The 23,162-nt window shown below is 70.7% G+C and carries 22 protein-coding genes; 15 read left to right on the top strand and 7 right to left on the bottom strand.

Annotated features, from left to right (window positions below):
- Positions 1 to 333 precede the first annotated feature (333 nt).
- The 9 genes from ACEN2M_RS11115 (at position 334) to ACEN2M_RS11075 (ending at position 8,112) form a co-directional block, all read left to right on the top strand.
- Positions 334 to 1,992, top strand: a complete 1,659-nt coding sequence (locus ACEN2M_RS11115) for a molybdopterin-dependent oxidoreductase (RefSeq protein ID WP_441648188.1) — start codon at positions 334 to 336, stop codon at positions 1,990 to 1,992.
- A 2-nt stretch (positions 1,993 to 1,994) separates the two neighbouring features.
- Entirely contained in the window at positions 1,995 to 2,375 is a 381-nt protein-coding gene (locus ACEN2M_RS11110) for a TraR/DksA family transcriptional regulator (RefSeq protein WP_441648187.1), read from the top strand.
- Positions 2,376 to 2,497: 122 nt separating this feature from the next.
- Complete coding sequence (locus tag ACEN2M_RS11105) at positions 2,498 to 3,934, top strand: DUF222 domain-containing protein (protein ID WP_441648186.1); 1,437 nt, start codon at positions 2,498 to 2,500, stop codon at positions 3,932 to 3,934.
- Positions 3,935 to 4,025: 91 nt separating this feature from the next.
- Positions 4,026 to 4,397: a nuclear transport factor 2 family protein gene (locus tag ACEN2M_RS11100; protein ID WP_441648185.1), complete on the top strand. Its 372-nt coding sequence runs from the start codon at positions 4,026 to 4,028 to the stop codon at positions 4,395 to 4,397.
- Positions 4,398 to 4,445: 48 nt separating this feature from the next.
- The gene (locus ACEN2M_RS11095; protein WP_441648184.1) at positions 4,446 to 5,039 is read left to right on the top strand and encodes a sulfite oxidase-like oxidoreductase; all 594 of its coding nucleotides are present in this window, start codon (positions 4,446 to 4,448) and stop codon (positions 5,037 to 5,039) included.
- Between the two features lie 32 nt (positions 5,040 to 5,071).
- Positions 5,072 to 5,785 carry a ferredoxin reductase gene (locus tag ACEN2M_RS11090; protein ID WP_441648183.1) on the top strand — a complete coding sequence of 238 codons (714 nt, stop codon included), beginning with the start codon at positions 5,072 to 5,074 and terminating at the stop codon, positions 5,783 to 5,785.
- A complete protein-coding gene (locus ACEN2M_RS11085) occupies positions 5,782 to 6,066 on the top strand; it encodes a DUF6510 family protein (protein WP_441648182.1) in 285 nt (94 codons plus the stop codon). The genes ACEN2M_RS11090 and ACEN2M_RS11085 overlap by 4 nt, the downstream gene beginning before the upstream one ends.
- Before the next feature lie 91 nt (positions 6,067 to 6,157).
- Positions 6,158 to 7,336, top strand: a complete 1,179-nt coding sequence (locus ACEN2M_RS11080; protein ID WP_441648181.1) for a MarP family serine protease — start codon at positions 6,158 to 6,160, stop codon at positions 7,334 to 7,336.
- A 50-nt stretch (positions 7,337 to 7,386) separates the two neighbouring features.
- On the top strand, positions 7,387 to 8,112 hold the full coding sequence (locus tag ACEN2M_RS11075) for an RNase H family protein (protein WP_441648180.1): 726 nt from the start codon (positions 7,387 to 7,389) through the stop codon (positions 8,110 to 8,112).
- On the opposite strand, the gene ACEN2M_RS11070 is transcribed toward ACEN2M_RS11075, so the two are convergent.
- Positions 8,113 to 9,588 (bottom strand): sugar porter family MFS transporter, encoded by a 1,476-nt coding sequence (locus ACEN2M_RS11070; RefSeq protein ID WP_441648179.1) that lies wholly within the window; start codon positions 9,586 to 9,588, stop codon positions 8,113 to 8,115.
- 99 nt (positions 9,589 to 9,687) lie between these two features.
- On the opposite strand from ACEN2M_RS11070, the gene ACEN2M_RS11065 reads away from it, so the two are divergent.
- Complete coding sequence (locus tag ACEN2M_RS11065; RefSeq protein ID WP_441648178.1) at positions 9,688 to 10,569, top strand: DUF429 domain-containing protein; 882 nt, start codon at positions 9,688 to 9,690, stop codon at positions 10,567 to 10,569.
- On the opposite strand, the gene ACEN2M_RS11060 is transcribed toward ACEN2M_RS11065, so the two are convergent.
- The 3 genes from ACEN2M_RS11060 to menC form a co-directional block, all read right to left on the bottom strand.
- Positions 10,529 to 10,819, bottom strand: coding sequence for a hypothetical protein (locus ACEN2M_RS11060; protein WP_441648177.1), 291 nt, complete (start codon positions 10,817 to 10,819; stop codon positions 10,529 to 10,531). The genes ACEN2M_RS11065 and ACEN2M_RS11060 overlap by 41 nt on opposite strands.
- 17 nt (positions 10,820 to 10,836) lie before the next feature.
- Positions 10,837 to 11,208 (bottom strand): glyoxalase superfamily protein, encoded by a 372-nt coding sequence (locus ACEN2M_RS11055; protein WP_441648176.1) that lies wholly within the window; start codon positions 11,206 to 11,208, stop codon positions 10,837 to 10,839.
- A gap of 79 nt (positions 11,209 to 11,287) precedes the next feature.
- On the bottom strand, positions 11,288 to 12,397 hold the full coding sequence (menC, locus tag ACEN2M_RS11050) for an o-succinylbenzoate synthase (protein WP_441648175.1): 1,110 nt from the start codon (positions 12,395 to 12,397) through the stop codon (positions 11,288 to 11,290).
- Positions 12,398 to 12,458: 61 nt separating this feature from the next.
- Between menC and ACEN2M_RS11045 the strand changes: the two genes are divergently transcribed.
- Complete coding sequence (locus tag ACEN2M_RS11045; RefSeq protein ID WP_441648174.1) at positions 12,459 to 13,364, top strand: oxygenase MpaB family protein; 906 nt, start codon at positions 12,459 to 12,461, stop codon at positions 13,362 to 13,364.
- On the opposite strand, the gene ACEN2M_RS11040 is transcribed toward ACEN2M_RS11045, so the two are convergent.
- Both ACEN2M_RS11040 and ACEN2M_RS11035 read right to left on the bottom strand, forming a co-directional pair.
- Positions 13,361 to 14,356, bottom strand: a complete 996-nt coding sequence (locus ACEN2M_RS11040) for a hypothetical protein (protein ID WP_441648173.1) — start codon at positions 14,354 to 14,356, stop codon at positions 13,361 to 13,363. The genes ACEN2M_RS11045 and ACEN2M_RS11040 overlap by 4 nt on opposite strands.
- Positions 14,357 to 14,387: 31 nt before the next feature.
- On the bottom strand, positions 14,388 to 15,011 hold the full coding sequence (locus tag ACEN2M_RS11035; RefSeq protein ID WP_441648172.1) for a MerR family transcriptional regulator: 624 nt from the start codon (positions 15,009 to 15,011) through the stop codon (positions 14,388 to 14,390).
- A gap of 82 nt (positions 15,012 to 15,093) precedes the next feature.
- On the opposite strand from ACEN2M_RS11035, the gene ACEN2M_RS11030 reads away from it, so the two are divergent.
- A complete protein-coding gene (locus ACEN2M_RS11030) occupies positions 15,094 to 16,587 on the top strand; it encodes a SulP family inorganic anion transporter (RefSeq protein ID WP_441648171.1) in 1,494 nt (497 codons plus the stop codon).
- Here the strand turns inward: ACEN2M_RS11030 and ACEN2M_RS11025 are convergent, their stop codons facing one another.
- Positions 16,588 to 17,865: a M18 family aminopeptidase gene (locus ACEN2M_RS11025; RefSeq protein ID WP_441648170.1), complete on the bottom strand. Its 1,278-nt coding sequence runs from the start codon at positions 17,863 to 17,865 to the stop codon at positions 16,588 to 16,590.
- A gap of 135 nt (positions 17,866 to 18,000) precedes the next feature.
- Between ACEN2M_RS11025 and ACEN2M_RS11020 the strand changes: the two genes are divergently transcribed.
- Genes ACEN2M_RS11020 through ACEN2M_RS11010 form a run of 3 tightly spaced genes read left to right on the top strand, consistent with a single transcriptional unit; the run spans position 18,001 to position 23,126 of the window.
- Positions 18,001 to 20,499: a glycoside hydrolase family 65 protein gene (locus tag ACEN2M_RS11020; RefSeq protein WP_441648169.1), complete on the top strand. Its 2,499-nt coding sequence runs from the start codon at positions 18,001 to 18,003 to the stop codon at positions 20,497 to 20,499.
- Between the two features lie 36 nt (positions 20,500 to 20,535).
- A complete protein-coding gene (locus ACEN2M_RS11015; RefSeq protein WP_441648168.1) occupies positions 20,536 to 21,018 on the top strand; it encodes a PPOX class F420-dependent oxidoreductase in 483 nt (160 codons plus the stop codon).
- Positions 21,015 to 23,126, top strand: coding sequence for a RecQ family ATP-dependent DNA helicase (locus tag ACEN2M_RS11010; protein ID WP_441648167.1), 2,112 nt, complete (start codon positions 21,015 to 21,017; stop codon positions 23,124 to 23,126). The genes ACEN2M_RS11015 and ACEN2M_RS11010 overlap by 4 nt, the downstream gene beginning before the upstream one ends.
- Positions 23,127 to 23,162: the final 36 nt, after the last annotated feature.

The following is a 23,162-nucleotide window of genomic DNA, read 5'->3' as shown; positions in this document are numbered from 1 at the left end:
CCGAGTGTCGCGGGGTCTATCGAGATCGGGATCCACGAGGGATCTGGATGCGGATTGAGGGGCGAGTGCCGGGGACGGCGTTGACGACAAACGGGGAGGTCGGGTTCGACCGTTCGTCGTGGCGGGTAGATCTCACCGTAGAACCGGCACCGCTCATCTGCCTATCGGTTCCCCCAACGTTTTCGTATTCGTAACACGGCCGTAACCCGGACTCCCGCGCGGGCGGCTGAGCGGTCGGCGAGATCCTCGCGGCGGGGTCTCGTAAGCCTTTCGTAAGGCCGATCCGGCACGATTCCCCGCATATCTCCCAGCGTCCGAACCTATGCTGGGGCCATGTCCAGCCCGCTGTCTCCCCCGTCGGCATCGGCTTCGCCCGGAGACTCATCGCCCGGCGGCTCTGCGGCGGCCCTCGGCCGGGGAACGACCCGGCTGGCTGTTCTGGCCGGCCTGGCCGCTGTGCTCGCGGGTTTCGGTCTCGCCGAGCTGGTCGCCGGGCTCATCGCGCCGGGTGCCCGCCCGGTGCTGGTGGTCGGCGCGCTCCTGATCGACCTGGCTCCGGCCTGGGTCAAGGAGCTGGTGATCTCTCTGTTCGGCACCGGCGACAAGGCGGCCCTGGTCGTCTTCATCGCGGTTGTCGCGGCGGTACTTGCCGGGTTGGCCGGAATACTCGAGTACCGCCGGCCGCCGTTCGGCCGGTATGTGATCGTGGCCGCCGGGCTCGTCGCCCTCGTCGCCGCGCTCACCCGCGCCGGGGCCTCTCCCTTCGACGCCGTGCCGCCGGTGCTGGCGATGGTCGTGGCCGCGCTGGTGCTCAGTATGCTCACCCGGCGCTTGCACGCCAGCAGGGCGCCCGCGGAAGCGGCCGCGGCGGCCTCCGTGGACCCCGGCCGAACCGCATCCGTCACCCCCGCCGCAGCCAGCCGCGCCGCCGTGGACCGACGCCGGTTTCTCGCCTACACGGGGGTCAGCGCCGGCGCCGGCGTGCTCGCGGCGCTCGGCGGCCAGCTGCTCACGGCCGGCAGCCGGGCAGCGGATGCGGCCAGGACGCTGTTCACCCTGCCTACTCCCGCGACACCAGGCGTGCCGGTTGCGGCTGGGGCGTCGTTCGACATCGACGGGCTGTCGCCGATCATCACCCCCAACGCCGAGTTCTACCGCATCGACACGGCGTTGTCGGTGCCCCGCATCGACCCGTCGACCTGGACATTGAAGATCAGCGGCCTGGTCGAGAACGAGGTGGAGATTGACTTCGCCGAGTTGCTGGCGCTGCCGCTGGAGGAGAGCACGACCACGCTCGCCTGCGTGTCCAACTATGTGGGCGGCGACCTGATCGGCAACGCGGTCTGGCTGGGCTATCCGATCCGCGAGCTGCTGGCCCGCGCCAAGCCGCTGGCCGACGCCGACATGGTGCTCTCCCGCAGCGAGGACGGCTGGACGGCAAGCACCCCACTCGAGGCTCTCACCGACGACCGCAACTCCATTCTGGCCGTGGGCATGAACGGCGACCCCCTGCCGCTCGAGCACGGCTACCCGGTACGGATGGTAGTGCCCGGCCTCTACGGCTATGTGTCGGCCACCAAGTGGGTCACCGAGCTCGTCGTGACCAGGTTCGACGAGGAGACGGCCTACTGGACCACGCGCGGCTGGTCGGAGAAGGGCCCCGTGAAGCTCTCCTCACGCATCGACGTGCCGCGCGGCGATGCCGAGGCCGGCACTGTCACCGTGGCCGGGGTCGCCTGGAGCCAGCACGTGGGTGTCTCCGCCGTCGAGGTGCGGGTGGACGACGGGGACTGGAATGCCGCGACCCTGGCCGATGCGATCTCCGCGGACACCTGGCGCCAGTGGCGCTGGGACTGGCCGGCCACCAGCGGCTCGCACACCCTCACGGTGCGGGCGACGGATGCCAACGGCGAGGTGCAGACCAGCAAGACCGCCGACGTGGTGCCAGACGGCGCCACCGGCCTGCACTCGATCAGCCTGTCGGTCTCCTGATCGTGCCCGGCATCGACCCGGAGCTCACCGAGGCAGACCTGGCCCGCTTCGGTGAACTGCTGCGGCGGCGGCGCCACGATCTTGAGCAGGACCTGCTCCGGCAGGGCGCCTCGCTGGCTGCGGTGCGCGCCGCCCGCAGCGGCGCGGATGCCGACGACGAGCACGACCCCGAGGGGCCGACCCTCTCGGACGAGTGGTCGCTGCGGGCAGGCGTGCACACCGAACTGACCGCCGCGCTGGCGGCCATCGACGCCGCCCTGGGCCGCATCGCCGACCGCAGCTACGGTCGGTGTCTGCGCCGGGGTGAGCCGATCGGGCGCGAACGGCTGGAGGCCCGTCCGGCCGCCGAGCTTTGTATCGACTGCGCGCGGGAGCAGGGCTGAAGCAGGGCGGGCGGGCTGGCTCGGTGGGAGCGCCGCTCCTCCACAGGCGGGTCTGTTGACGACTTTTCCACTGTCGTCTTTTCGGGCCCTGGAGTGTCGGTGGCCGGTGGTTCACTGTCCTCATGGCCACCTCGGATGCCACACCCGAAGATACCGACCCGGCCGCGGATCCCACCGCGGCGGCGATCAGCGCGGTCATCGATCCGCTGATCGAAAACGAGAAGGTGATCGCCGCCGGCTACGCCGAACGCGTGCGTCTGTTGGCCGAGCTGGACCGGCTCGGCCAGGAGCCTCGCATCGTCGCCGGCCTCTGCGGCGACCCGGTCGAGAGCGGCCGGGACGACCCCGACACCCAGGCACACGGGCCGGCCTGGAACGACGAGGAACTCGCCCGCCGCAGCATGGCCGCCGAGGCCGCGGGTGCGTTGCGGCTGACGGCCAGCACCGCCGGCATCATGATCGTCGAGGCCACCCGCCTCACCCATCAGCTCCCCCGCTTCCACGCCGCGCTCGGCCAGGGCAGCATCACCTGGGGGCACGCGGTGAAGATGCTCGCCCTCACCGACGGGGTGCCCGACAAGATCCTGTCGGCGTTCGAGGTGAAGGCGCTGCCCGCGGCCCAGCAACTCACCTCCACCCAGTTCGTCCGGGTCGCCGGCCGCATCCTCGAGCGGATGCACCCGGTGCCGCTGCAGGAACGGGCCGACGCCGGCTTCACCAAACGCCGCGTGCTGCTCACCCCCGACGCCGACGGCATGGCCTGGCTGAACGCCTACCTGAAGGCCGAGGATGCCCAGGCGATCTACGACCGGCTCAGCCAGGTCGCCAAGAACCTCGCCGACGACGCCGATGCCGCCCCGGCGCCCGGTGCCGAGGAGCCCGTGCCGGCCCGCACCAAGGACCAGCGCCGCGCCGACGCCTACCGCGACCTGCTCCTGGAGGGCGTGGGCCCGACCGGGCTCGGCCACGGCATCCGCGGCACCGTGCACATCACCGTGCCCGCGCTGACCCTGCTGGGCCGCAGCGACGAACCCGCCATCCTCCAGGGCTACGGCCCCATCGACCCCGAGACCGCCCGCCGCATCGCCGGCACCGCGACCAGCTGGACCCGCATCCTCACCCACCCCGAAACCGGCTGCCGGCTCTCCGTCGGCCGGGACCAATACGCCCCGCCCGCCGACATGCGCCGCTACGTCGAGATCCGCGACCAAACCTGCCAAGGCATCGGCTGCACCCGGCGCGCCACCCTCAGCGAAATCGACCACACCCAACCCTGGAACACCGGCGGCCGAACCGACGTCGACAACCTCGTGCACCTCTGCAAACCCTGCCACCGCCTCAAACACCAAACCAGCTTCAGCACCAGCCAGGGCCCCGGCGGCGCCCTCACCTGGACCACCCCCGGCGGCAAGAAATACGGTTCATCCCCCGCCGACAACGAGCCCGCCACCTACGAGCCGGCGATCTCCCCCGCCAGCTGTAGCTCCCAGCCGCCCAGAGCGCCCAACCCGCCACCGGCAGAGCTACAGGCAGAGCCAGCGGAGCCACCCCCGTTCTGAAGACGCGCGACCTCGAAGAAGGTGGGCGGAAGCTGGCGAAAATGGACGACGGACGCTGGCCGAATTCATCAGAACCGGCTAGAACAGGGTGATGACAGAGCCTCTTTCGCCCGACGTGACGAGTCAGTGGATCCAGGCCTACCTGGTGGCCTGGGCATCCAATGAACCTGACGACATTCGCGCCCTCTTCACCCCGGACGCCAGCTATCGCACCGAACCGTACGCGGATCCCTGGGTTGGCCCTGAGCAGATCGTCGACGGATGGCTGGACCACGCCGACTCCCCGGACTCCTTCACGTTCGACTGGGCCCCACTCGCCGTCACGGGCGACCTCTCCGTGGTGGAGGGCACCACCCGGTACGCCACGGGCACCGTCTACAGCAATCTGTGGGTGATCCGGTTCGCGTCCGACGGCAGGGCCAGCGCATTCACCGAGTGGTGGATGGACCAGGCGAAAACATAGACCGCGCGCCGCCCGTCCAATAGGCTGCGGCCAACTGAAAGGAACCCCATGGGAATCGTCTCTCCTGGCTTCTTCGGTCGCGGCCGCCGCGACGACCCGGCCCTGCCACCCGGGCAGTACCTCACCGGGGGGTTCCCGGTGCTCTCGGCCGGCCCCACCCCACGCATCACCCCCGCCGAGTGGGAGTTCACCATCACCACCGAAACCGGTGTGGTGCACCGCTGGAACTGGGAGGAGTTCCTCGCGCTCAAGCAGGATGACGTGACCCAGGACATCCACTGCGTCACCAGCTGGTCGAAGCTCGGCACCAGCTGGCGTGGCGTCTCGCTCGACACCCTGTTCGAGTCCGTCGAATCCGACTGCGAATTCACCATGGCGCACTCCTACGGCGGCTACACCACCAACGTTCCGCTCGAGGATCTGCTCGACGGCAAGGCCTGGATCGCGCACCAGTTCGACGGCGACCCGCTCGAACCTGCCCACGGCGGGCCCGCCCGCCTGCTCGTGCCGCACCTGTACTTCTGGAAGAGCGCCAAGTGGGTGCGCGGCCTCGAGATGCTGCGCCAGGACGAACCCGGGTTCTGGGAGAGCAACGGCTACCACATGTACGGCGACCCCTGGCGCGAAGAGCGCTACTGGTGAGAACCGGCTGGAATGTTGCGGAGGTGACCGGCGTGACCCAGGAGACGGCGACGGCCCGCACGCTGCGCCTGCGCCTGCCCGGCCTGAGCGGTCACCGGGCCGGTCAACACGTCGACGTGCGCCTCACCGCCCCTGACGGCTACACCGCAGTGCGCTCCTACTCCGTGGCATCGGCGCTGCCCGGCGACGAACTCGACCTCACCGTGGAGGAGCTGGCCGACGGCGAGGTGTCACCGTATCTCGTGCACGGCGTCTCGGTGGGTGACCAGCTCGAGGTGCGCGGCCCCGTCGGCGGCTGGTTCATCTGGGACCCCACCGACCCGTCTCCGGTGCAGCTGATCGCCGGCGGGTCCGGGGTCGTTCCGCTGATGGCGATGATCCGCGCCCACGCCGCCGCCGGCCCCGACGTGCCCGGCGCGGGCGCCGCATTCCAGCTGCTCTACTCGGTGCGGAGCCCCGACTCGGCCTATTACTCGGCCGAACTCCAGCAGCTGGCCGCCGCCCGCCTCCTCACCGTCACCCACGTCTACACCCGCGAGGCTCCGGCCGGCAGCCCGGTCGCGCCCGGCCGGCTGGATGCCGCGACGCTGCTGGCCAGCGTGCTGCCGGCATCCGCGAACCCCGTCGTGTTCATCTGCGGGGCCACCGCGTTCGTCGAGGCCGTGGCCGACTGGCTGGTGCAGGGCGGACACTCCTCCGACCGGATCAAGACCGAACGCTACGGCGGGATGGGGAGCACACCGTGACCGGCACGCCCTCGAACACCGGCCTGGACTACCTGGACGGCAACGCCGCGGCCGGGCCGCTCGGCGAGTTCTTCGCCATCGACGTCACCAGCGCCCGCGGCCGCTGCGCCCACTGCGGCCGCACCGACGCCCTGGCCACCGCGCGGCTCTACCCCAACTCGCACGGTCTGCTGCTGCGCTGCCCCGGCTGCACGGAGATCCTGTTGCGGCTCGTGGACACCGGCGACACGGTCTGCCTCGACCTGCAGGGCTTGAGCTTCGTGGAACTCCGCCGCGACTGACGCCACGTGCGCCTCCCAGCTAAACCCGCATCCGCCCGCCTAGGCTGAACCCGGCGGAATTCACGCCACTTCAAGACCCACGGGAGCGTGCATGCAGGGATCGGTCATCCTCGACGTCGTTCTGGTCGTTCTGCTCGTCGCCAGCCTGGGCGCGGGCTACCGCAGTGGCCTGATCGGCAGCATCAGCGGGCTGCTCGGCCTGGTCGCCGGCGCTGTGGCCGCCTACTTCGTGGTGCCGTTGGTGCCCACCTGGGTGCCCGCCGCCGAATGGCGCACCGCGGCATCCATCGCTGCGGCGCTGGTGCTCGTGGTCGTTGGACTCACCGTGGGCGAGGCCATCGGCCTGGCCCTCCGCCGCCGCACGCCCCGCAAACTGCGCGGCATCGACAGGCTCTTCGGTGCCGTGATCGGCGTGGCCGCCGCGGCCGCGGTCATGTCGATGGTCGCGTTCAGCGTCGGCGCCCTCGGCATTCCACTCCTCACCTCAGCGATCGCCTCCTCAGGGGTCGTGCGCACCATCGACTCCGTGACCCCCGACCCGGTGAAGAGCTTCCTCGCAGAGCTCCGCTCCACCGTCGTCGACGACGGCCTGCCCCTGATCGCGGACGCGTTCGGCGGGCAGAGCCCGACCCTGCCGGAGGCCCAGCTCGACAACGCCGCTCTCGACACCGCCGCGGCATCGGTGCTGCGCATCACCGGCAACGCCGTGGCCTGCGGTCAGAGCCAGTCCGGGTCGGGCTTCGTCATCGCCCCCGAACGGGTGATGACCAACGCCCACGTCGTGGCCGGAGTCACCGAAGCCGTCGTGGAGGTGCCGGGCGCCGGCGCCCTGACCGGCCGGATCGTCTACTTCGACCCCGTCGACGACCTGGCGATCATCGCCGTGCCCGGCCTGGCCGCCGCACCGCTCACCCTGCAGGGCGACCTCGCCGTGGACAGCGAGGGCGTCAGCCTCGGCTACCCGTTCGGTGGACCGTTCGACTCCGACCCGGCCAGGGTCATGTCGCTCGGCTCGGTGCTCGTCGCCGACATCTACGGCCAGTCGCCCACCGACCGGGCCGTCTACACGCTCGCCGCCGACGTTCAGCAGGGCGAATCGGGCGGTCCGCTGCTCAGTGCCGACGGCCGCGTGGCCGGCGTGATCTTCGCCAAGGCGGCCAACACCGCCAACGTGGGCTACGCCCTGGCGATGTCCGAGGTGACCCCGGTCGTCGAGCAGGCCGCCGGCCTCACCGGCGCGGTCTCGTCCGGTACCTGCATCCAGGGCTAGCCAGCGCTGGCAGACTAGAGCCCGTCCCACCTGCGTTTCGAAAGGCTCCCATGACAATCACCGCTGCCGCCGACGGCTCGGCCCTCGGCAACCCCGGACCGGCCGGCTGGGCCTGGTACATCGACGACAATAACTGGGCCGCCGGCGGGTGGAAGCACGCCACCAACAACCAGGGCGAGCTCAAGGCCGTGCTCGAGCTGTTCCGGGCCACCGCACACGTAGACGACGACCTGCTCGTGCTCTGCGACAGCCAGTACGTGATCAACGCCATCACCAAGTGGATGCGTGGCTGGAAGGCCAAGGGCTGGCGCAAGGCCGACGGCAAACCCGTGCTGAACCTCGACCTGCTGCAGGAGCTGGACGAGGCCCTGGCGGGCCGCAAGTACAGGTTCGAGTGGGTCAAGGGCCACGCCAACCACCCGCTCAACGAGGCCGCAGACTCCCGCGCCCGCGCGGTGTCCGAGGCCTATCAGCGGAACGCGTCTATCCCGGCCGGACCGGGCTTCGTGGCCGGCGGGCCGGCTCCGACGGCGTCGGCTGCGCGGGCGAAGTCCGCGCCTGCCACAGCCGCGCCTGCCACAGCCGCGCCTGCCAAAGTTGCGCCTGCCAAAGCCGCCGCACCGAAGGCATCCGCCAATCTGGGCCTGTTCGACTTCGAGGATGACCGCCCGCACACCGTGCAGGTGTCGCTGAGCACCGAGGAACTCGGCCGGCTCAAGCGCCGGGCGACCAGCCGCGGAGTCAGCCCCGAAGAGTTGCTCCGCGACCTGATCTAGCTAACGCCGCATCTTCGGCTTCGGCTTGGCCGCGTTCTTGTTCGGCAGCAGCGTGTTCGCCTCGTCGAGCGACATGCCGTTGGTCTCGGGCACCTTGGTGAGCACGAACAGGAAGGACAGGCCGGCGAACAGGGCGTACATACCGTAGGTGAGCGGCAGCGACCAGGCCGACATTGTCGGGAACGTCACGGTGATCAGGAAGTTCGCGATCCACTGCGCCGCCGCGGCCAGGCCGAGGGCCTTGGCGCGGATGGTGTTGGGGAAGATCTCGCCCAGCAGCACCCAGACGACCGGTCCCCAGGAGGCGCCGAACGAGATGACGAAGACGTTCGCGGCGACCAGCGCGATCGGGCCCCAGACGCCCTGCAGGGCGAGTTCGCCGTCGACCATGACCGACTGGCTGAACGCCACGGCCATGGTGGCCAACGACACCGTCATGCCGATCGAGCCGCTGAGCAGAATGGGCCGGCGGCCGATCCGGTCGACCAGGGCGATCGCCACCAGCGTGACCAGGATGTTCGTCACCGAGGTGGCCACCGAGATCGCCAGCGAGCTGGATTCCTCGAAGCCCACCGCGCTCCACAGCGTGGTCGAGTAGTAGAAGATCACGTTGATGCCCACGAACTGCTGGAACACCGACAGGATGATGCCCACCCAGACGATGGGCTTGAGGCCGAAGGCCGCACCCCGCAGCGACCCGGTGCGCTTGGCCCGGATGTCGTCGTCGATGGACGCCTTCATGTCGCGCAGTTCCCGGTCGACGTCGCCGTTCGGCCACACTTTGTGCAGCACCTCACGAGCCTTCTGCTCCTTGTCGTGCAGCACCAGGTACCGCGGCGACTCGGGCAGCAGCAGCGCGATCACGCCGTAGACGATGGCGGGAATCGCGGCGATCAGGAACATCCAGCGCCAGGCCTCCAGGCCCCACCAGAAGATCTCGCTCGCGCCGCCGGCCGTCGTGGCGAACACGGCGTCCGAGAGCAGCGCGGCGAAGATACCGATGGTGATGGAGAGCTGCTGCAGGGAGCCCAGCCGGCCGCGCATCTGACGCGGCGAGATCTCGGCGATGTAGGCGGGCGCGACGACCGAGGCGAGCCCGATGCCGATGCCGCCGACCACCCGCCACACGATGAGGTCGATCACGCCGAACGCCAGGCCGGAGCCGATGGAGCTGGCCAGGAACACGATCGCGCCCACGAGCATCACCGGGATGCGGCCGTACGTGTCGGCGAACCGTCCACCGAGGAAGGCGCCGGTTGCCGCGCCGAGCAAGGCGCTGGCGACGGCGAACCCCGTGATGGCTTCGGTGAGGCCGAACTGGCCCTGAATCGCCTCGACCGCGCCGTTGATCACCGAGGAGTCGAATCCGAACAGGAACCCTCCGAACGCGCCGGCGATGGCCAGGGCGATGACCTTGCGGTTTGTCGCCGGTTTGTCCTGAATCCGGTCCGCCTTCGATCCTGTCGTGTCTGTCATCGCCACTTCCCCCGTATCCCCTGTTGTGTGCGCTGTGTGAGCAACCTGAAAATCCTACGCCTGACCCGCACTCGGGGGTGACGTGGTATCTATGACCACATGACGCGATTCCTCGGGGTGGATCTGGCTTGGGCAGAGGGCACGACGGCGAAACCGGCCAACGAGAGCGGGCTCGCCTGCATCGACGACACGGGTCGGGTGATCGATGCGGGCTGGGCCCGCGGCATCGACGAGGTCGTGCACTGGGTGCAGTCGATGGTCGAACCCGGCGCCGTGCTCGCCGTCGACGCCCCGCTGGTGGTGAACAACCCCACCGGGATGCGCGACTGCGAGCGGGAAACCGGCTCGCGCTACGGTCGCTGGCACGTGTCCGCCAACGCGTCCAATCAGGCCCTGCCCCGCCTGGGCGGCGTGACCCTGCGCGGACGGCTCGAGCAGCTGGGCTGGGCCTACTCGGATGGGCTCGATCCCGTGACACCGGGGGCCGCAACCCTGTTCGAGTGCTACCCGTACACCACCCTGGTCGGCGCCGAAGAGTTCGGCTACGGCCAGTTGCGGCCGCGCTACAAGCGGATGGGTTCGGCGCTGCCGATCGGGGAACGCCGCGCCGAGCGGGCCGTGGTCTGCGACGACCTGATCGAGCGGATCTGGCGGCTGCACGAGGCCTCGCCGCCGATGGACCTCAGCACACATGAGGCCGCAGACAGGCTGGTCACCGAGCCCACGCCACTGACCGACACCGCATACAAGCACCGCGAAGACCTGATCGACGCCCTGCTCTGCGCCTGGACGGCATCACTCTGGCACCGCTTCGGCACCGTGCGCAGCCAGGTGCTCGGCGCCGCCGACCCCCTGGTCGTCGACGGCCGTCGGGGCACCATCATCGCGCCGGCCCGGCTGGAGCAGCGTCGTGGCGACGACCTGTTGCGGGCCGCCGCGGTCAGCGCACCGGCAGCCAGCGCCCCTTCACCCTCTCGGTGACCAGCCAGCTCACCGGCACGGCGACCAGCCGGGTCCGCGTCACGACGTGGTCGCCGATGGTCACGGCAGCGGCACCGTCGTCGGCGGTGAACCGCACGGTGGCGCGGGCAGATCCGGCCACCACGGCCAGGTCGGAGGCCTCCACCGTGGCGAGTTCCGCCGCGGCCGCCGCCGCGGCCGGCAGCACGGCATCCGGTCGCACACCGGGTTGCAGGGCGCCGATGGACATGATCACGCGGTAGGAGGGCATCCGACCAGCGTATTGGCCTAGTCCCGCGGCGGCAGCTGCTGCAGCGCCCAGGTGTTGCCGTCGGGGTCGGAGAAGTAGACAAAACGGCCCCAGGCCTGCTCGTCCACGTCGCTGGCCTCGACGCCGGCGGCCAGCAGTTGAGCCCTGGCGGCGTCCGCGTCGGCGATCACCATCTGCAGTCCGCGCTGCCAGCCGGGCTGCATGTCGGTCAGGCCGAGGCCGAGGGCGATGGAACAGGCCGAACCGGGCGGGGTCAGCTGCACGAACCTCAGGTTCTCGTTCACGGTCTGGTCGTAGTCGGCGTTGAAGCCCAGCTGGTCCACGTAGAACTTCTTGGCTTTGTCGACGTCGGTCACCGGAATGTAGACGAGCTCGATCTTCATGTCCATGGCGGATCCTCTCGTTTCGGGCCATGGCACGCTGCCACGGCACAGACCCGGCCAGCATACGACCGCGACCGGGCCTCGGCTAGAAGCGGATGTCCTGGCGCGACCTGGTCACCTCGGCCAGCACGTCCGGCAGCACCGCCACCCCGGTGCCTGGGCCGGTCGGCACCCGCAGGTGCCCGTTCTCGAGCACGAACGGGGCGGTGAGGTCCTGGGCGTAGTAGCGGTCGGAGGCGGAGGTGTCCCCCGGCAGCACAAAGTTCGGCAGGCCGGCCAGCGCCACATTGGCGGCCCGGCCGATGCCGGTTTCCAGCATCCCGCCGCACCAGACCGGCACCCCGTGCGCGGCCGCCACGTCGTGGATGCGCCGCGCCTCCAGGTAGCCGCCCACTCGTGAGGGCTTCACATTGATGATGCTGCACGCGCCCAGGCTGATGGCCGCGGCGGCATCCTGCGCCGACTCGATCGACTCGTCCAGGCACACCGGGGTGGAGATCAGCCGCGCCAACGCCGCATGGCCGAGCAGATCCCGCTCGCCCAGCGGCTGCTCGATCAGGAGCAGGTCGAACGGGTCGAGCCTGGCCAGGTGCCGCGCATCCGCGAGCGTGTACGCGGTGTTCGCGTCGACCTGCAGCAGCAGCTCGGGGCCGAACCGTTCGCGCACGGCCCGCACCGGGGCGAGGTCCCAGCCCGGTTCGATCTTGAGCTTGATGCGCAGGTAGCCCTGGGCAAGGTATTCCTCGACGTTCGTGAGCAGTTCTTCGATGGAGTCCATGATGCCCACCGAGACGCCGGCCGGCACTCGGTCGTGCACGGCGCCGAGGTAACCGCCGAAGGACTGCCCGCTCTCCCGCAGCTGGGCGTCCAGGATCGCTGCCTCGAGCACGGCCTTCGACATCTGGTGGCCCTTCACGGCCGCGAGCGCACCGCCCACCCGTTCGGCGGTGAGTGCGTCGCCGAGAGCCTGCAGCCGGGGAATGAGGTGGTCCCGGATCACCAGGTCGCTGCCGTCGATGAACTCCGAGCTGTACAGCGGACGCACCTCGGCCGCGCACTCCGCCCATCCCTCGGCGCCGGCGGTCGACACGTGCACGAGGGAGATCTGGCGCTCGGTGATGGTGCCGAACGAGGTGCGGAACGGCCGCACCAACGGCAGGCTCACCCGGCGCAGCTCGATGTTCTCGATTCTCATGAGCGGAGTTTACGGCGCATCCCCAGCCATCCGTCCGGTCTTCTCGATTAGGGTTCGAAGAATGACTGGCCTCGTGGATGGATTCGTGAACAGTTGGCGGTCGCACCTGCTGGTGACCCTCTCGGGCAACGACGAGGGCCGGCCGGCCTGGGTGGGCACCATGGCCGAGGGCGACGACGCCGGCTTCTTCGGGCCGGGCTCGGCGTCATGGGCGGTGCACGGCGGCATGGCCACCATGGTCGCGGGCATCCGCGCGCTGTTGATGCAGACCCTGCATCCCGGCGCCATGGCCGGGGTGCACGACTGGTCCAGGTACCGGGAGGATCCGCTCGGCCGGCTCAGCGGCACCATCCAGTGGCTGGTCACGGTGACGTTCGCCGCCACCGAACAGGCCGAACACGAATCCAGCCGGGTCGGCAGGTTTCACAACAGGGTGGTGGGCACCTACCTGGACGCCAACGGTCTCGAGCGACCGTACTCGGCGGGTGACCCCGAGCTGCTCTCCTGGGTGCACGTGGTCTTCACGGATGCCTTCCTGGCCAGCCACAAGCTCTGGGGCGGGCCCATCCCGGGCGGCGCCGACCGGTACGTGCGGGAGTGGGCGAAGGCCGGCGAGCTGGTGGGTGTGCAGAACCCGCCCCGCTCCGGCGCCGAGCTCGCCGCGCAGCTGACGGCGTTCTCCGACGCCGGGGTGCTGACGGGCGGCGACAGGGTGGCCGAGGCCGTGCGGTTCATCCGCAACCCGCCGCTCCGGCGCGGCATGATGCCGTTCTACCGCATCATGTTCGCCGGTGCCGTGGCCTCGATCCCGGTCGAATACCGGCGGATGCTGGGCCTTCGCCGGTCTCCCCTGCCCGTGATCTGGGCCACCGGCGCGGTGCTCGGCCTGGTGCGCCTGCTGCTCGGCGCCTCCTCCACCTCCGAAGACGCCGCCCGGGCCCGCATCGCCCGCCTGGGTGTGAGCTAACGGCGGGATTCTCGGCGCAGGGTGAGGGTGATGGCTGCGGCGGTGGCGGCGAACAGGCCCGCCGCCAGGCCCACCACCAGGGCGCTCGGCGCCACGATCGACTGGCCGGCGAGGGCTTGGCCGGTCACCAGGGCCAGCACACCCAGGTAGAGACCCACCAGCGCGCGCAGGATGCCGCTGCGGGCCAGTGGACGCGCGAGAACGGGCATCCGCCGGGCGAGCGCCTCGAGCAACAGGGCCGCCAGCGGCAGCACCTGCAGGGCGTGCATCCCCACGAAGTGCGGGATGCGCAGGTCGCCGGCCACGGTGCTCCAGCCCACGAGCGGCAGGCTCGGGCCGCCGTCGGCGACGCCGACGGTGTGCGCGCCGACGATGCCCTGATAGTCATCGAGCTGGGCGGCGGTTGGCCCGGTCATCAGGAACGCCAGGCCCATGCCCACGAGGGCGATGAGCAGCCCGGAGCGGATCGCGAGGGCCCTGGCCGGGTCACCCAGGTCGGTGCGGAGGAGCAGGATGGCGATGGGCACGGCCGCGACCCAGACCGTGACGATCGAAGCCGCCATGATCGACCAGAGCGCCGCGTGGAACCCCGTGGACACGTTGAAGTGGCTGGTCAAGCCGGCCGCGGCCGCTCCCACGATGATCACCATCTCCACGACGAGGAAGGTCGCGGCCACCGTGCCGGCCCACCAGGCCAGGCGGCGGCGCCTGGCGAACGTGCCGGGCAGCAGCCCGATCAGCCAGGACAGGGTCACCGCGTAGATGCCCACCGAAATGGCGAACTTGAGCGGCTTGGCCCAGAGCGGGGCGCCGGTGATGACGCGGGGATCGACGGCGAGGCCCACCAGGGCCGCGGCGGCAACGACTCCCATGGCCACCGCCAGCCAGAGCAGCGGCCGGTGCCAACGGATGGCGGGCGGGGCGCCGAGTGCGGGGCCGGTGAGCAGGGTGCTACGAAAGGTGGTTCCGGTTCCGGTGCGAGTGCTGGCCATGATGACGGACTCCTGTCGGGATGGGGGTGGCTTACGGGTTGGGTGGTGCGGAGTAACGCTGGGAGGAGACGTGTTCCTGCGCGGCGCGGCGGAGGGCCGCGAACAGGGCGTCGCCGAGCACCGTGCCGATGACGACCATCTCGGTCTTGGATTCGCGGTCGTCTCTGGCGTCGACCTCGTCGAGGTCCGCCTCGGCCACGGCGAGCGCCGCGGCAGCGTAGCCGGGCACCCAACCGCTGAGGTCGGGCTGGCCGAGCTCGGCGAAGGTCTGCAGCACACGGGCAGCAGCCAGGCGGCCGGGGTTCTCCGGCGAGACGTGCCAGCCACTGAGCACCTCGTCGACCTGTGCCACGGACTCGGGCGTCAGCGTCTCGCGGTCGATCTCGGGCGAGACCGTGCGCTGGGCGATGTCGAAGGTGTGGGCGAGGCCCAGGTCGGAGTCGATGGCGTCGATCACCCGCCGGGCGGCAGCGATACTGAGTCCACCCACATCGAGCAGGCCCCGGATGACGCTCAGCCGGCGCAGGTGCTCCGGCCCGTACAACGACTGGTTCGGGCCGTGCCGCTCCCCCGCCGGCAGCAGCCCCTCCCGCAGGTAGTACTTGATCGTCGCCACGGGAACCCCGCTGGTCGTGCTGAGCTGCGCCATCCTCATGCAGATAGTGTAACTATCGGATAGTGCAACTGTCTATACCTGGTCGCATACCAAAGCACGTCCCGCCGATTACAGTTGCACGGTGCCCCAACGACCCCACACCGCGCTCTCCCCCACCCCGCCGACGGTGCGCGCCACCCTGCGCGAGCCGAAGGCGCTCAGCGTCGAGGTGCTTGCCGGCGTCGTGGCCACCCTGGCCCTCATCCCCGAGGTGATCTCGTTCTCGATCATCGCGGGCGTCGACCCCAAGGTGAGCCTGATCGCCTCCGTGGTGCTGGCCGTCTCGATGTCGTTCCTCGGCGGCCGCTCCGCCATGATCACGGCCGCTGCCGGCGCCGTCGCGCTCGTGGTGGCCCCGCTGGTGAAGGACCACGGCGTCGAATACCTGCTGCCGGCGGTGCTGCTGGCCGGGCTGGTGCAGATCCTCTTCGGCGTCACGGGCCTGGCCCGGCTGATGCGGTTCATCCCTCGGTCGGTGATGATCGGTTTCGTCAACGCGCTGGGCATCCTGATCTTCGTCGCCCAGGTGCCGCACCTTGTCGACGTGCCCTGGCTGGTCTACCCGTTGTTTGCCCTCACCATCGTCATCGTGCTCGGGCTGCCCCGCATCACCAGGGTGGTGCCTGCACCGCTCGTGGCCATCGTGGTGGTCACCGCGATCACCATGGTCGCCCACCTCGCCGTGCCCACCGTGGGCGACCAGGGCGACGTCTCCGGCGGCCTGCCCGACATCACGCCGCTCAACGTGCCGTTGAACCTGGAGACCCTGCAGATCATCTGGCCCACCGCGCTGAGCGTGGCGTTCGTGGGCCTGGTCGAGACCCTGCTCACCGCCAAGCTCGTCGACGACATCACCGACACCCGCTCCCCCAAGGGCCGGGAGGCGTGGGCGCTCGGCATCGCCAACCTGCTCGCCGGTCTCTACGGCGGCATCGCCGGCTGCGCCATGATCGGCCAGACCGTGGTGAACGTGAAACTCGGCCGGGCCCGCACCCGCATCTCCACCTTCGTGGCCGGCGCCTTCCTGCTGCTGCTCGTCACCGCGCTCAGCGGCCTGATGGAGCAGATCCCCATGGTGGCCCTGGCCGCCGTGATGATGGTCGTGGCCGTCACCACCGTCAACTGGCACAGCGTGCGCCCGGCCACCCTGCGCCGGATGCCCGTGCCGGAGACCGTCGTGATGCTCACCACGGTCATCGTGGTCGTGGCCACCCATAACCTGGCCATCGGCATCGTCGCCGGCGTCGTGCTGGCGATGGTGCTCTTCGCCCGCCGGGTGGCCCACGTCGTGCGCGTTGACCGCACCCTCGCCGACGACGGTCTCTCGGTGCGCTACGCGGTGAGCGGGCCGCTGTTCTTCGGCAGCAGCAACGACCTCGTGGAGCAGTTCTCCTACGGCGTCGACCCCGCCGTGGTCGACGTGGACCTGTCGCAGGCGCAGATCTGGGACGCGTCGACGGTGGCGGTGCTCGACTCGGTCGAGACCAAGTACCGCCAGCACGGCGCCACGGTCAGCTTCCACGGCCTCGACGAGCGCAGCCGGGCCATGCACGGCCGGCTCACCGGGCGGCTGTAGTCACGCGCCGGCGAAGAACGCCCCGATCGCGGCCGACAGGCTGAACGGGTCGTTCACGTGCGCCAACTCCCGTGCCGAGTGCATCGACAGCAACGGGATGCCCACATCCACGGTGCGGATGCCCAGCCGGGTCGCGGTGAGCGGCCCGATCGTGGAGCCGCAGGGCACGGTGTTGTTCGAGACGAACTCCTGATACGGCACTCCGGCCGCCGCGCTGCAGCGCGCCCAGAGGGCCGCACCCGCCGCATCCGTGGCGTAGCGCTGGTTGCCGTTGATCTTCAGCAGCGGACCCCGGCCGGCCAACGGCAGGTTGGCCGGGTCGTGCCGCTCGGGGTAGTTCGGGTGCACCGAGTGGCCGGCGTCGGCCGAGACGCACCAGGACTCGGCGTAGGCGCGCTTGCGCTCGGACATCGTGGCGCCGAGGTCGTCGCCGATGCGGCTGAGGATGTCGTCGAGCATCGGCCCGCTCGCCCCTGACCGCGACTGCGAACCGAGTTCCTCGTGGTCGAACGCCGCCAGCACATTGATGGTCTCGTCGTTCTCGGACGCCGCGATGAGCGCCACCAGGCCGGCGTGCACCGAGGAGAGGTTGTCCATCCGGCCGGCGGCGAACAGCTCGTGGTTGAGCCCGAACCTGGCCGGCGGGTTGGTGTCTGCGGTGAGGATGTCGTAGCCGGCGACGTCGGCGCCGTCCACCCCGGCGAGCGCCGCCAGGTGCCCGATCAGGTCGGCCTGGCGCAGGTCGCCCACGCCGAAGACCGGGTTCAGGTGCCGCTGCCGGTCGAGGGAGAGCGCCTCGTTCGCGGTGCGGTCCAGGTGCACGGCCAGTTGCGGAATCCGCAGGAACGCTCCGGTGCGCACGAGGTGCTCCACCCCGTCGGTGGTGACCAGCCGGCCGGCGAGTTCGAGCTCCCGGTCGAGCCAGGAGTTGGCCAGCGGGCCGCCGTAGACCTCCACGCCGGCCTGTAACCAGCCGAAGGACCCCGTGGTCGGCTTGGGCTTGAGCTTGAATCCGGGTGAGTCGGTGTGCGAGCCGAGGATGCGAAACGGCATGGTCGGCGTCGCCCCTGCCGGCTGCACCCAGGCGACGATGGCGCCATCCCGCACCACGTAGTAGCGGCCGGCGCTCGTAGTGGCGGTCCAGTCCTCCGCCTCGTCCCTCCGCTCGAAACCGGCGTCGTCGAGCCGCCGGGCCGCCTCCGCCGCCGCATGGTACGACGACGGCGACGCGGTGATGAAGCGGGCGAAGTCGTCGATGTAGGCCGAGAGAGAAGTCATGCGTCCATCCAACCATCCGCGCCTCCACCACCGGCACCTCCACCATCCGCACCTCGACAACCGGCACCTCGACAACCCGCACCTCGACAACCGAGCCCAGCGGTGCGACCCTCGGGATCGGGCGAGGAGGCCACCGTGACCGAGAAGCACTTTGACGAGGATCCCTGGCTGCTGCGCTTCGACGGCTTCGACCCCGCCGCCGAGGGACACCGGGAGGCGCTCTGCACCCTCGGCAACGGCTACTGGGGCACACGCGGCGCGGCGCCGGAGGCCCGCACGGACTCCGTGCACTACCCGGGCACCTACCTGGCCGGGGTCTACAACCCGCTCAGCACCGAGGTGCACCGCGGTGAAGCCGCCGGCGGCGAACACGTGCGCGACGACGAACACATGGTGAACGCCCCCAACTGGCTGTCGCTCTGGTTCCGCACCGGCGGCGGCCCGGGCAGCAGCAGCGTGGGCGACTTCGCGGCCCCCGACACGGGCTGGTTCCACCCGGAGACCGCCGACCTGCTCGACTACAGCCAGGAGCTCGACCTGCGCCGCGGCCTGCTCACCCGGTTGATGCGGTTCCGCGACCCGCGCGGCCGCATCACCCGGGTGCAGAGCCGGCGATTCGTGTCGCAGGCTGCGCCGCACGTCGCGGTGCTCGAGACCACCTTCGTGGCCGAGGATTGGTCGGGGCCGCTCACCGTGCGCTCGGCCATCGACGGCCGGGTGGCCAACCGCAATGTGACCTCGGACCGGCTGCTCGCCCACCTGCACCTGATCCCCGGCAGCACCAGGGATCTGGGCGGGGAGGCGGTGCTGCTCGAGGTCGAGACCAGCAGGTCGGGGATCCACATCGCCATGGCAGCCCGCACCCGCGCCTTTTCCGGTGGCGCCCTGCTCGAGCCCGAACGCCGGTTCCTCACCGATTCCAGCCGTTGGGTCGCCCACGAGTTCGACCTCACCCTCGAGCGCGGCGTGGCCGTGCGGGTCGAGAAGGTCGTCGTGGTGAGCACCTCCAGGGACCGCGCGGTGGTCTCCCCCGCCTCGGCGGTTGCCACCTGGCTCGGCCGCATGCCGGCGACAGCCGAGCTCCTGGCCGCGCACGAGCGGGCCTGGCAGATTCTCTGGGACGAGTTCGCGGTGCACCTGCACAGTGCCCCACGGCTGTCGCTCGCCGTCAACCTCAACACCTTCCACGTTCTGCAGACCGTGGCAGCGGTGGATGCCGACCTCGACTCCGGCGTGCCCGCCCGCGGGTTGCACGGAGAGGGCTACCGCGGCCACGTGTTCTGGGACGAGATGTTCGTCTACCCGGTGCTCACCCTGCGCCGGCCCGACCTCAGCCGGGCGCTGCTGGGCTACCGGTACCGCCGGTTGGGCGAAGCCAGGGCAGCCGCAGGCGCCGCCGGCCACGCCGGAGCCAGATTTCCCTGGCAGAGCGGCATCGACGGCCGCGACGTCACCCCCACCGAGCTCTTCAACCCGCGCACCAACCACTGGATGCCCGACCACTCCGGCCTGCAGCACCACGTGGGCCTGGCGGTCGCCTACAGCGTCTGGGGCTACTACCAGGCCACCGGCGACGTCGAATACCTGATCGAGCAGGGCGCGGAGCTGCTGCTGGAGGTCGCCAGGTTCTTCGCCTCGCTTGCCGAATACGACGAGGAGGCGGACAGGTTCGACATCGGCGGCACGATGGGGCCGGACGAGTTCCACGACGGGCCGCCCGGCCATCCCGGCGAGGGGGTGCGCAACAACGCGTACACGAACGTTCTGGTGGCCTGGCTGATGCGCCGCGCCGTCGAGACCATCGGCGTGCTCGAGGGCCGGTCCTGCCGGCCGCTCTGGAACCGGCTGCGGCTCGGGCCCGACGAGGTGAGCAACTGGGAGAAGATCGGCCGGCGGCTGCGGCTGGTCTTCCACACCGACGGCGTGATCAGCCAGTTCGAGGGCTACGAGGGCCTGCCCGAGCTGGACTGGGAGCACTACCGCACCGTCTACGGCAGCAGAGACCATTCCCTGGGCCGGCTCGACCTCATCCTCAACGCCGAGGGCGACAGCACCAACAACTACCAGGTGGCCAAGCAGGCCGACGTGCTGATGCTGCTCTACCTGTTCTCGGCGGAGGAACTGCGCGAGCTGATCGAGGAGCTGGGCTACTCGCTCTCCCCCGACCAGGTCCGGCGCACCGTCGAGTTCTACCGCACCAGGTCGACGCACGGCTCGACGCTGAGCAACGTCGTGCACTCCTGGGTCGACGCCCGCGCCGACCGCGGACGCTCCTGGGGCTCGCTGGTGCGGGCCCTCCACAGCGACCTCGACCTCGTGGCCGGCGGCACCACCCACGAGGGCATCCACCTGGGCGCGATGGCCGGCTCGCTCGACATGGTCGTGCGATGCTACACGGGCCTCGAGATCCGGGACGGCATGCTCTGGCTGCACCCGGTGCTGCCGCTCGGGCTGGAGAAGGTCGACTTCAGCATCACCTACCGCGACCAGCCGATCCAGGTGGAGGTGACGCCGACCAACCTGCGGCTGGCGCTGTCCCCCGGCGGCATCGCCCCGACCCGGGTGCGTGTCGAGGGTCGCGAGGCGCAACTCTCCCCCGGGCAGACCCATGATTTCCTGCTCGACCCGCCGTGAGGAACGAGTGTCGGGGGGCTCCGTTAGCCTGAAGGTATGGCCAGAAACGTCGCAACCAGCACCACAGTCTCCCTGCCTGACCTGCTCGATTTCGTGAGGCCCCGGCACCGGATGCTGCTGGCCACCGTGCGCAGCGACGGCCGGCCGCAAATGTCGCCGGTGTCCGGCGGGGTAGACGACGCGGGCCGGCTGGTGATCTCGTCGTACCCGTCCAGGGCCAAGACCCGCAACGCCGCACGCGACCCGCAGACCTCGGTGCTGGTGCTCTCGGAGGAGTGGAACGGCGCCTGGGTGCAGGTCGACGGCACCGCCGAGATCCTGCACATGCCCGAGGCCGCCGACGGGCTCGTCGACTACTACCGCTGCATCGCCGGCGAACACCCGGACTGGGACGAGTACCGGGCGGCCATGGCCCTGCAAGACAAGTCCCTGATCAGGATCACCCCCACGCGATGGAGCCCGATCGCCACCGGCGGGTTCCCCGCCGATGTGGCCGCCAGGCTCGACGCCCAGTCATGACCGACACCCGCGCGGCTGCGCTCGAGATCCTGCGCACCCTGGTGGGCCGGCCGGACGCCGACTTCCACGAGGGCCAGTACGAGGCCATCGAGACGCTCGTCGACCAGCGCCGCCGCGCCCTCGTGGTGCAACGCACCGGCTGGGGCAAGTCGGCCGTCTACTTCGTCGCCACCCTGCTGCTTCGCCGCCAGGGCGCCGGCCCCACGATCCTGGTGTCACCGCTGCTGGCGCTGATGCGGGACCAGGTGGCCGCCGCCGCCCGCGCCGGTGTGCGCGCGGTGTCGATCAACTCCGCCAACGCCCACGAGTGGACCGACGTGCTCGCTGCGCTCCGCGCCGACGAGGTCGACGTGCTGCTGGTCTCCCCCGAACGGTTGAACAACCCCTCCTTCCGCGACGAACAGCTGCCCGCGCTGCTCGAGCGGGTCGGCCTGCTCGTGGTCGACGAGGCGCACTGCATCTCCGACTGGGGCCACGACTTCAGACCCGACTACCGGCGGCTGCGCGACCTGATTGCGGCGATGCCCACCGGCGTGCCCGTGCTGGCCACCACCGCCACCGCCAACAGCCGGGTGGTGACGGATGTGGCCGAGCAGGTCGCTCGTGGTGGGACGGACGTCGTCACCATCCGCGGCCCGCTCGCCCGGGCCTCGCTGCGGCTGGGCGTGCTGCGCCTGCCCGACTCCCGCGCCCGGCTGGCCTGGCTGCTCAGCCACCTGGCCGAGTTGCCCGGCAGCGGCATCATCTACACCCTCACGGTCTCGGCGGCCGAAGACACCGCCCGGCTGCTGCGCGACGCCGGCCATGAGGTGCGCGCATACACCGGGCAGACCGACACCACCGAACGCGAGGAGTCCGAGGGGCTGCTCAAGGCCAACCGGGTGAAGGCCCTCGTGGCCACCAGCGCCCTGGGCATGGGCTTCGACAAACCCGACCTGGGCTTCGTGCTGCACCTCGGCGCTCCCAGCAGCCCGGTCGCCTATTACCAGCAGGTCGGCCGCGCCGGCCGCGCCACCGCGAACGCCGACGTGCTGCTGCTGCCCGGCGTCGAAGACGAAGCCATCTGGCAGTACTTCGCCACCTCCTCGATGCCGAGCCAGCACAAGGCCGAAGCCGTGCTCAACGCGTTGAACGCGGCCGGCGGCGCTCCGCTGTCGACCCCGGCGCTGGAATCCAGGGTCGACCTCCGCCGCTCGCCGCTCGAGCTGCTGCTCAAGGTCCTCGACGTCGACGGCGCCGTGCGCCGGGTCACCGGCGGCTGGCTGGCCACCGGAGCGCCCTGGGTCTACGACAGCGACAGGTACGAGCGCATCGGCGCGGCCAGGGTCAACGAACAGAACGCCATGCTCGACTACGAACGCATCACCGGCTGCCGGATGGAATTCCTGCAGCGCGCCCTCGACGACGACACCGCGGTGCCCTGCGGTCGCTGCGACAACTGCGCGGCGCCCTGGTATCCCACCGACGTGTTGGCCGAGGCCGCGAGCACCGCCAGTTCGGCCCTGGACAGGGTGGGCGTGGCCGTCGACCCCCGCGCCCAGTGGCCCACCGGCGCCGACAGGCTCGGCGTCACCGCCAAGGGCCGCATCGACCCGGCCGACCGGGTGCTGCCCGGCCGCGCCCTGGCCAGGCTCACCGACCTGGGCTGGGGCAACACCCTGCGCGCCGTCTTCGCGCCGGGCACACCGGATGCGCCCGCCTCGGCGGCGCTGCTGGCCGCCTGCGTGCGGGTGCTCGCCGAGTGGGGCTGGGCCGAGCGGCCCGTTGGCGTGGTGGCCATGCCGTCCCGCGCGCACCCGCAGCTGGTGGCCTCGGTCGCCGCCGAACTCAGCCGGGTGGGCCGGTTGCCGCTGCTGGGCACGCTCAGCCTGGTCGGTTCAGGGCCCACCGGCGAGTCCGGCGGCAACAGCGCCTACAGGCTCTCCAGCGTCTGGGGCGCGTTCGAGGTGGGCCAGGAGCTCGCCACGAACCTCGCCGGCGCCGACGGACCGGTGCTGCTGGTGGACGACCTCGGCGACAGCCGGTGGACCATTACCGTGGCCGGCCGGTTGCTCCGCCGCGCGGGCGCCCCGGCGGTGCTGCCGTTCACCCTGGCTTTGCGGTCGTAAGGGCGCCTACGTCACGGCGTCTACTTCACGGCGCCT

The organism is Cryobacterium sp. W22_MBD10_FK3 (assembly GCF_052113745.1).
Classification (GTDB): domain Bacteria; phylum Actinomycetota; class Actinomycetes; order Actinomycetales; family Microbacteriaceae; genus Cryobacterium.
This window is presented reverse-complemented; position numbering and strand designations above follow the sequence as displayed.